The organism is Bifidobacterium sp. WCA-178-WT-4B, from assembly GCF_009696495.1.
Classification (GTDB): domain Bacteria; phylum Actinomycetota; class Actinomycetes; order Actinomycetales; family Bifidobacteriaceae; genus Bifidobacterium; species Bifidobacterium infantis.
Genome location: NZ_VULV01000007.1, coordinates 135,581 through 144,601, shown reverse-complemented (window position 1 = coordinate 144,601; position 9,021 = coordinate 135,581). Strand labels below are relative to the sequence as shown.

Below are 9,021 nucleotides of genomic sequence, written 5' to 3'. Positions count from 1 at the left end.
CCGTGGACTTGTCCCGGCCGATCCTCTCCGCGGTCCGCCGAATGCTCAGATGCTGTTCGCAATGCAGCTTCTCGATCAGGATCCTCTCCTCGGACGACAGGTGCGAATACTGTTGACCCATGAGTGCGACACCTTCTTAAGTTAGAAACTGAACACTTCCAACCCTAGACAAGGTGTTGCACTTCTATTTAGAACCCGGGTTCTGGCACTCGGGACATGGCTGGGCGGTAAGCTGATGGATGCGCGAATGCTCTCGATTGTGGCAACACTCGACTCGTTCGCCTCATTGCAGAAATGATTGCCTTGGCATAAGGAGCACGATGGTATCTACAGCGGTATCACGCCGTCAGCGACGTGAAGCGCAACGGCGGCCCCAACAATCGCATCGCCGAACACTGACCGTCATCATTTCCGCACTGACCACCATCGCCCTGTTCGCGGGGTACTGTGCCGCCGACATCACCGACGTGGCCCCCGGATTATTGACGTTGAAGCCCGTCACCGCACCTGTTTTTGCCGATCCGGCCACCGCCAAATCAGGCGGCACCGTCGCCGGCACCTTGAACACGAACAAGGCCATTGATTCCACGGCCGCTTCTGCGCTGGTCAACGAATTGCTGTCCGCGCAAGGCGTGGGAAACGATACGTCGGTGATCATTGAAGACGCCCAAGGCACCGTCGCCGCCGAACATGAGTCGAACACTCCACGCGAGCCAGCATCCACACTGAAAACGCTGACCGCGCTCGCCGCCTCATCCACCCTGAATATGGCATCCACCTTGGATACCCAAGTGTTCCTCACCCAATCCGATGACGGCACCAATACGTTGACCCTCAAAGGCAATGGCGACATGCTGCTGTCTGCAGGCGATTCCGACGCCAACCATACCAACGGACGTGCCGGTCTGAACACCTTGGCCAAGGCCACCGTGGCCGCGCTCGCCCAGCGAGGCATCACTTCCGTCAATCTCGAGTACGACGACACCCTATTCGGCGACTCACGCATTCCCGCAGGTCTGTCGGAAGGTGGCGCGGTTTTAAGCGACTACACCGTCTACTTCACGCCGGTCTCATCAATGGCGATTGATGGAGGCCGCCAACACACCGCCGATACGCCTGCGCCGGCCGACCCCGATGATTCGGCCGGCTACCCGGAACTGTCCCAGCACACCGCCAGCGACGTGGCCACGAAATTCGCCGAACTGCTCCAATCGAACGGTGTGGCCGTTACCGGAGACATGACGGCAAACACCGCTCCATCCGGCGAAACGCCTTTGGCTTCGGTGAGTTCGGCAACACTGTCCGAAATCATGGCATACACGTTACGGCATTCGGACAATACGCTGGCCGAGGAGTTCGGCAGACTCACCGCTTTGGCGAAATCAGCGACAAACAGTCCTGAAGGCGGCACGGAGGCGGTCAAATCCACTCTGAACGATCTCGGTCTCGATACATCCGGTCTGACCATGGCCGATTGCTCCGGTCTGTCTCCCGGCTCCCGGCTCACCGTACGCACGCTGGCGGCCGTCCAACAACGTAATCTGACCACCAAGAGTGGCGCGGCCGGCGCGGAAGGTCTATCCATCGCGGGATTGGTGGGCACGGCGCAGGATCGGTATACGGATGATGCCGTGGCTGGTCTGCTGCGCGTCAAAACCGGCAGCCTCGGCACGGTTGCGTCGATGGCCGGCAATGTGTCCCGCACCAATGGGGGAGCGTTGTCGTTTGCCGTGGTGGTCAACAATCCTGAGGATTATGCCGCCGCGCGTAGCGCCATCGACTCGTTCATCACCAAGCTCGCGGGGCTGTAAAAGACCCATCAAGTGCCATCAAAGGCTACAAAGGCCGTAAACGTCCATAAACGCACGAGTACACATAACCAGAAAAAGGGTGGTGAGTACATGGCATATTCCGCACGATTGCGCAAGGCCGTAGGCGCGGTCCGCGCAACGCTGAGCGCTGTGGAACTATGCGATGTGCAGGCTCCCGAATTCGCGCAGCATGGGGACCATGCCGTTGCCGCCGATGCGCCGCTCGTGCTCGTGGCCTGTTCAGGCGGGCGCGATTCGATGGCACTGGCCGCGGTGAGCCATATCGTATGCACGTCCATGGGCGTGCGTTGCGGTGCCGTGATTGTGGATCACGGCTTGCAGGAGGGTTCCGAACAGGTCGCCGGCGAGGCTGCGAATCGTTGCCGTGCGTTGGGACTGGGCCCGGTCATCGTGCGCAACGCAACCGTGCAGGCACGCGGTGAGGGCCTCGAAGCGGCCGCGCGGCAGGCCCGGTACAACGAGCTGTGCGCCGCGGCGCGTGAATCAGGTGCCATTGCCGTGCTGTTGGCCCACACTATGGACGATCAGGCGGAAACCGTATTGATCGGACTGCTGCGCAGCCGTGGCGTGGATGCGTTGGCCGGCATGCCGCAGGTCTTCACACGCAGTGGCGTGACTTTTGCGCGGCCGCTGCTTACCCTTACTCGAGCCGAAACCACCGGCATCTGTGAAGACTTAGGTGTGGAATATTGGGATGACCCCACCAATGGCGATGCGGTAGACGGCGAGTTACCGAACGACTATCCGTTGCGCTCGCGGGTGCGCCATGACCTGCTGCCGGCCATCGAGCGATTCGCTGGATTCAATGTCGCCCGCCATTTCGCTGAAAGCGCACGGTTGGCCAGAATGGATAAGGAGTATCTGGATCAGCGATCCGACGAGGTGATGGGGGAGGCGGTTACGGCAGTTGACCGGCCGGCATCGTCGGCAGCGGTATCGACCGATACGCCACGAGCCTGTGCTGCAGACGATACCAATGATTCGAGCCATGGTGTCGGCCTGATGATCAGCGTCAGACGTATTGCACGTGAGCCAGAGGCGATTCGGTTGCGGGTCATCGCTCACGCGCTGAGCCAAGCCGGTGTGAACGCCAGTGCCGCCCAGATTGCCGCCATCGACCGGCTGGTCGTCGATTGGCATGGCCAAGGCGGCGTCTCACTTCCCAGAGGTTATTCAGCCAATCGCAAGAAACACGTCATTCGCGTGTGCCAAGATGGTGCGCATGCGAATCGCTGACGTTGAGGAAGATATTGACCACGAGCTGGTCAGCAAAGAACAGATCGATGCCAAGATCCACGAGATGGCCGCTCTCGCGAGCGAGGATTACCGCGATAAGAATCCGCTGCTCGTTGCGGTGCTGAAAGGGGCCGTGAATACGCTGGTCGCATTCACCCAGGCCATGAGCATTCCTGTACAGATCGACTTCATGAGCCTGTCGAGCTATGGCTCGGGCACAGTGTCGAGCGGTGAGGTCACAGTCAGGCAGGATTTGTCCGCCGATGTTCGCGGACGGCACATCTTGATTGTGGAGGATATTGTTGATTCAGGACACACGCTCGCGTGGCTGGTCGCAGAACTGAAACGTCGTGGTGCCGCTTCCGTGGAGGTCTTCGCTTTGCTGAGCAAGCCCTCCCGCCGAGAGGTGGACGTTGATGTGAAGTACGCCGGCTATGAGATTCCGGACGAGTTCGTCGTCGGCTTCGGCCTCGACTTTGACGAACGCTACCGCAACCTCGATTCGATCGCGGTCCTCAAGCCGTCCGTCTACCAAGGAGTGCAAGCATGAGCTTCCCGCAAGGGCCGGGTAACGGCAATAATCCGAACCCGAACAACAACCGTAACAACGGCAACCCGTTCACCAACCCGTTCAACCGTGGCAATAACGGGAACAATGGCAAAGGCAACAACAACGAGAACCGCCCGATATGGCAGTCCCCTTGGCTATGGGGTGCCGTGCTCGTGGTCATGGTCGTGCTGATGTTCCAGATGTTCGCCGGCGGTGGCACCAAAACCATCGACACCAAAGATGGTTTCGCGCTGATCAATCAGGGCAAGGCCACGTACGCCGAGATTACGGACAACAAGCAGGTCGTCCGCCTTAAGCTGAAGAACGACTACACCAAGAAGAATGCCGACACCGGCAAGGTGACCAACTACGGCAAGAACGTGCAGTTCTACTACACCTTCGCGCAGGGCGCACAGGTGGCCAAGGCTGTGGAGAACGGTGATCTCGAAAAGGGCTGGACCTCGAATATCGAGCAGACCAGCATGATGAGCTACCTCATCACCTCGATCCTGCCGTTCATCATCTTCTTCGCCCTGTTCTGGTTCCTGATGAGTCGCATGGGCGGTGCCGGCGGCATGCTCGGCATGGGTGGCAAGAAAAACAGCGGCAAGCTGCTCGACGGCCAGACCCCCACCACCAAGTTCGCCGATGTGGCCGGTGAAGACGAGGCCGTGGCCGAAGTCGAGGAGATCAAGGACTTCCTCAAGGATCCGTCCAAGTACAAGGCGCTGGGTGCGCGCATACCGCGCGGTGTGCTGCTGTACGGCCCTCCCGGCACCGGTAAGACGTTGCTGGCCCGAGCCATCGCAGGCGAGGCCGGCGTGCCGTTCTACTCGATGGCCGGCTCCGACTTCGTCGAAATGTTCGTGGGTCTCGGTGCCTCCCGTGTGCGCGACCTGTTCGATGAGGCCAAGAAGAACGCCCCCGCCATCATCTTCATCGACGAGATCGATGCCGTGGGCCGCAAGCGCGGTTCCGGCATGGGCGGTGGCCACGACGAGCGCGAGCAGACGCTGAACCAGCTGCTCGTCGAGATGGACGGCTTCGACAACGACACCAACCTCATCATCATCGCCGCCACCAACCGTCCCGACGTGCTCGACCCCGCCCTGCTGCGTCCGGGCCGATTCGACCGGCAGGTGGGCGTGGCGGCCCCCGATCTGGAAGGCCGTGAGGCGATTCTGAGGGTGCATGCCAAGGGCAAGCCGTTCGTGCCGGACGTCGACCTGCACATGGTCGCCGTGCGCACGCCGGGCTTCACCGGTGCCGATTTGGCCAACGTGCTCAACGAAGCCGCCCTGCTGTGCGCCCGTGCCGGTGCCCAGTTGATTGACAACCGCGCCATCGACGAGGCCATCGACCGTGTTCAGGCCGGACCGAAGCGCAAGTCCAAGGGCATGGCTCTGGAAGAGCTGCGCAACACCGCATACCACGAGGGTGGTCATGCGCTGGTGGCCGCCGCCCTGAACAACACCGATCCGGTGACCAAGGTGACGATTCTGCCGCGAGGCCGCGCCCTCGGCTACACCGCCGTCATGCCGACCTCCGACCGCTACTCGCAGTCGCGCAACCAGCTGCTCGACCAGATGGCCTACGCGATGGGCGGTCGCACCGCCGAGGAAATCGTCTTCCACGACCCGACCACCGGTGCCTCGAACGATATAGAAAAGGCTACGAGCATCGCCCGTACGATGGTGATCGAATACGGCTTCTCCGACAAGCTCGGCGCCATCAAGTGGGGTTCCGACGACGATCAGACCACCGTGATGGACGGTCTGCAGCCGCGCAAATACTCCGACCGCACCGCCGAAGTGATTGATGACGAGGTGCTGAAGCTGGTGGAAACCGCCCACACCGAGGCGTGGACCATCATCAACGACAACCGCGATATCCTCGACGAGCTGGTCCGCCAGCTGCTGGTCAAGGAAACTCTGAACGAGAAGGAGCTTGCGGAGATCTTCGCGCCGATCAAGAAGGCGCCGGTCCGCCCGGTGTGGCTGTCCAACGACCGCCGCCCCGACTCGGACAAGCCGCCGGTGGAGATTCCCGAAAGCCTCAAGCGCTCGGTCGGCATGAAGCCGGAAGAGTAGACACGATGACGATTCGGCCCGACCTGTTCATGTGGTTTCTCACGTACGCAGGCCGGGCCGACGTCGTTGTGGACAATGACAAGGGAGAGATGAGATGAACGAATATATAGAGTCTTGCCAGCGGGAGAAACGCACATACGACGAGGAAGGCGTGCGCGAAGCCGTACGCCTGTTCCTGAAGTCGATTGGCGAGGATCCCGAGCGCGAGGGACTGGTGGAAACGCCTGACCGTATCGCCCGCGCGTGCCGCGAGCTGTTCGCCGGCCTGCAGGCATCCCCGGCCGACGTGCTGGAAAAGCACTTCGACGTGGATACCGACGAGCTGGTGCTGGTCAAGGACATCGAACTGTATTCGGTGTGCGAGCATCACCTGCTGCCGTTCCACGGCGTGGCCCATGTGGGCTATATTCCCGCCAAGGACGGGGTGATGGGGCTGAGCAAGCTCGCCCGACTGGTCGAGGTGTATGCTCGCCGGCCGCAGGTGCAGGAGCGACTGACCCAGCAGATCGCCGACGCGCTGGTCGAGTACGCGGGCGCACGTGGCGTGATTGTGGTGACCGAATGCGAGCACCTGTGCATGTCGATGCGCGGCATCAAGAAGTCTTCCGCCCGCACGGTGACCTCTGCGGTGCGCGGCATGCTGCGCAATCCGGCCACCCGGGCCGAAGCCATGAGCTTGATTCTTGACAAGTGACGCAACCTAGGCTCCCCTCTCTGAGGGGAGCGAAGGGAAACAACGAAGGGGAGATAACCTATGACTGATTTGCAGGCGTTGCATGATTTGCAGGCGTTGCATGACACAACGCACACCATGGTGATGGGTGTGCTCAACATCACCGAGGACTCGTCCTCGGACGGCGGCCTGTGGCTGGACCCGGCCAAGGCGGCCCAACACGGGCGCGACATGATGGCCGCCGGCGCGGCCATCATCGACATCGGCGCCGAATCCACGCGCCCCGGCGCCAAGCGTGTGTCCGAGGCCGACGAACTGGCCCGCATCACCGGTGCCGTCAAGACATTGATTCCGGCCGGTGCCATACTGTCCATCGACACCACGCGCGCATCCGTGGCCGCCGCTGCGCTGAGCGAGGGCGCCCAGATCATCAACGACGTCTCCGGTGGCACGCTGGATGCCGAACTGCCGCATGTGGTCGCCGACCACGACTGCCTGTACATCGTGCAGCATTGGCGCGGTTGGCTCGCCGGCTCCAAGGGCGCGAACCCCGATCAAGACACCTCCGTCTACGAGCACGGTGTATTGACCGACGTGCACGACGAACTCATGCGCCAAGTCGACGGTGTGCTGGCCGCCGGCGTAAAGCCTGAGCGCATTATCATCGACCCGGGCCTGGGCTTCTCCAAGCCTGGCATCGAGCACAACCTGCCGCTGCTGACCGGACTCGAGACCTTCCGCGCCACTGGATATCCGGTGCTGATCGGCCAGTCCCGCAAACGCTTCATCTCGGCGATGCTTACCGAGGCGGGCGCTGCCGGTGCTGATGGGCCGATCATGGCCCAGCGCGATGACGTGACCGCAGCCTTGTCCGCCCTGTCCGCCGAACATGGAGCATGGGCCGTGCGCGTACACGACGTGGCCAAAAGCCGCGCCGCCGTCATCGCCGGCAACACCTGGCGCGAATACGCATGATTCCCCTGGCTCCCTGTTTTGGTTGCTTCTAGGCCTTGGCTCCCCTCGGGCGAGGGGAGCTGGCGCCGAAGGCGACTGAGGAGAGCATTTGAGCAGAAAGCCTTACCAATGGACACCATCACACTTACCGGCGTACATGCCAACGGCACCCACGGTGTGCTCGCCTTTGAACACGAACGGCCACAAACCTTCGTCGTGGACGTCACCCTGCACCTTGATCTGGCCGCCGCCGGTCAATCCGACGATCTCAACGACACCATCGATTACGGCCGTGTGGCCAAGGATATCGCGGCTGTCATCGAAGGCCCTCATGTGGACCTGATCGAGCGTCTGGCCCAACGTATCGCGGATAAGATCCTTGCCGATGCGCCGGCCGTCGCCTCCATCGACGTCACCGTGCACAAGCCTCATGCGCCCATCGTCGTGGCTTTTGCAGATGTATCGGTCTCCATCTCGCGCGTGCGTGCCACCGATAATGGACGCACTGCTGAAGAGCATGCCATCCATAACGCGGTGGTGGCCTTGGGCGGCAATGTGGGCGAGGTGGAATCCACCTTGCGAGCCGCCGTTCGGGAGATTGACGCGCTGCTCGGCACACAGGTGACCGGTATTTCGCCGCTTTACCGCACGGCCGCGTGGGGCATGGCTGACGGTACGCCGGATTTCCTGAACGCCGTGGTGGAGCTTGAAACCACAATGGGCAGCCACGAATTGCTCGCCGCGTTGCAAAGCATCGAGGCGAACCATGGGCGAATTCGTGAGAATCATTGGGATTCCAGGCCGTTGGACTTGGACATTATCGACTTTGATGGCATCACCAGCGCGGATCCGGATCTGGCATTGCCCCATCCGCGTGCTTGGCAGCGTGCGTTTGTGCTGGCTCCTTGGTTGGCATTGAATCCGAACGCCAAACTCGCCGGAGCCCATAAGGGGCCTGTGGCCGATTTGCTGGCCACTGCGCCGGACCGTAACGCCGTGCAGCTCGAGAGCGAAGACTGGATGCTCGGCGGGCATGCAGTCAAGCAAGAATCCGCGTCGGAGTCGGCACCCGTCTCACGCAAGGCGATTATTTCGCTGGATTCTACCTCGCAGGATGCCGAACGGCTGTTCCGTGAAACCATCGTTTCCATCGACAGTGTTCCTGGCAATCAGGTACAGGGCATTTCGCCGCTCTACCATGTCAGCCATTTCGACGGCCCGGACGCGATGAGCGCGGTCATCCAAATCGAAACCAAGTTGCCGCCCGCCGACCTGATTGCCGTATTGGGCAGCATCGAAAGCGTTCATGATCTGGCAGTCGACCTTGACCTTGTTGACATGGAGGGCGTGACTTCCGACGAGCCCAACTGCAGCATTCCTTGGCCGTCGGCCCGTAACCATGCGTCGGTATTGGCACCTTGGCTGGATATGGACCCGAATGCTACTCTGGGCGGCGACCCGGTGGCCTTCCTTTTGGCCATGGCACCGGATGCCGGACAGGTCGGATTGCTATCGGACAACTGGATACTGTCGAACAGTTGAGCTGATGGCAGAACCAGTTACGAACGGTAGGCTAGAAACCAGACGGTGACGGACCGGTATCTGACCTCGAACAGCCAGGCACGGCAGTGACGAAAACCAAATCAAGATGAGCAGCCCAGGAGCGAGGGCCGTTCGCAAACAGCA

The 9,021-nt window shown here is 61.4% G+C and carries 8 protein-coding genes; 7 read left to right on the top strand and 1 reads right to left on the bottom strand.

What is annotated here, in order from left to right; genetic code table 11:
* Positions 1–121, bottom strand: a 121-nt coding sequence (locus tag FYJ31_RS06735; protein WP_154535965.1) for a helix-turn-helix domain-containing protein, incomplete at its 3' end; no start/stop codon positions are given.
* A gap of 199 nt (positions 122–320) precedes the next feature.
* Between FYJ31_RS06735 and dacB the strand changes: the two genes are divergently transcribed.
* From dacB to folK, 7 genes are all read left to right on the top strand, one after another.
* A complete protein-coding gene (gene dacB / locus FYJ31_RS06730; RefSeq protein ID WP_154536330.1) occupies positions 321–1,811 on the top strand; it encodes a D-alanyl-D-alanine carboxypeptidase/D-alanyl-D-alanine endopeptidase in 1,491 nt (496 codons plus the stop codon).
* Positions 1,812–1,901: 90 nt separating this feature from the next.
* Positions 1,902–3,068 carry a tRNA lysidine(34) synthetase TilS gene (gene tilS, locus FYJ31_RS06725; protein WP_154536329.1) on the top strand — a complete coding sequence of 389 codons (1,167 nt, stop codon included), beginning with the start codon at positions 1,902–1,904 and terminating at the stop codon, positions 3,066–3,068.
* Positions 3,055–3,618 (top strand): hypoxanthine phosphoribosyltransferase, encoded by a 564-nt coding sequence (gene hpt, locus FYJ31_RS06720; RefSeq protein ID WP_012472190.1) that lies wholly within the window; start codon positions 3,055–3,057, stop codon positions 3,616–3,618. The genes tilS and hpt overlap by 14 nt, the downstream gene beginning before the upstream one ends.
* Positions 3,615–5,708 (top strand): ATP-dependent zinc metalloprotease FtsH, encoded by a 2,094-nt coding sequence (ftsH, locus tag FYJ31_RS06715; protein WP_118088693.1) that lies wholly within the window; start codon positions 3,615–3,617, stop codon positions 5,706–5,708. Before hpt ends, ftsH begins: the two co-directional genes overlap by 4 nt.
* A gap of 94 nt (positions 5,709–5,802) precedes the next feature.
* The gene (gene folE / locus FYJ31_RS06710) at positions 5,803–6,402 is read left to right on the top strand and encodes a GTP cyclohydrolase I FolE (protein WP_014485376.1); all 600 of its coding nucleotides are present in this window, start codon (positions 5,803–5,805) and stop codon (positions 6,400–6,402) included.
* A gap of 78 nt (positions 6,403–6,480) precedes the next feature.
* Positions 6,481–7,356, top strand: a complete 876-nt coding sequence (gene folP, locus FYJ31_RS06705) for a dihydropteroate synthase (RefSeq protein ID WP_154536335.1) — start codon at positions 6,481–6,483, stop codon at positions 7,354–7,356.
* Positions 7,357–7,464: 108 nt separating this feature from the next.
* Positions 7,465–8,877, top strand: coding sequence for a 2-amino-4-hydroxy-6-hydroxymethyldihydropteridine diphosphokinase (gene folK, locus FYJ31_RS06700; protein WP_154536328.1), 1,413 nt, complete (start codon positions 7,465–7,467; stop codon positions 8,875–8,877).
* Positions 8,878–9,021: the final 144 nt, after the last annotated feature.

Excerpts from the sequence above, each read along its gene's own strand:
- dacB (WP_154536330.1), top strand. The coding sequence starts at position 321 with ATGGTATCTACAGCGGTATCACGCCGTCAGCGACGTGAAGCGCAACGG.
- tilS (WP_154536329.1), top strand. The coding sequence starts at position 1,902 with ATGGCATATTCCGCACGATTGCGCAAGGCCGTAGGCGCGGTCCGCGCA.
- hpt (WP_012472190.1), top strand. The coding sequence starts at position 3,055 with ATGCGAATCGCTGACGTTGAGGAAGATATTGACCACGAGCTGGTCAGC.
- ftsH (WP_118088693.1), top strand. The coding sequence starts at position 3,615 with ATGAGCTTCCCGCAAGGGCCGGGTAACGGCAATAATCCGAACCCGAAC.
- folE (WP_014485376.1), top strand. The coding sequence starts at position 5,803 with ATGAACGAATATATAGAGTCTTGCCAGCGGGAGAAACGCACATACGAC.
- folK (WP_154536328.1), top strand. The coding sequence starts at position 7,465 with ATGGACACCATCACACTTACCGGCGTACATGCCAACGGCACCCACGGT.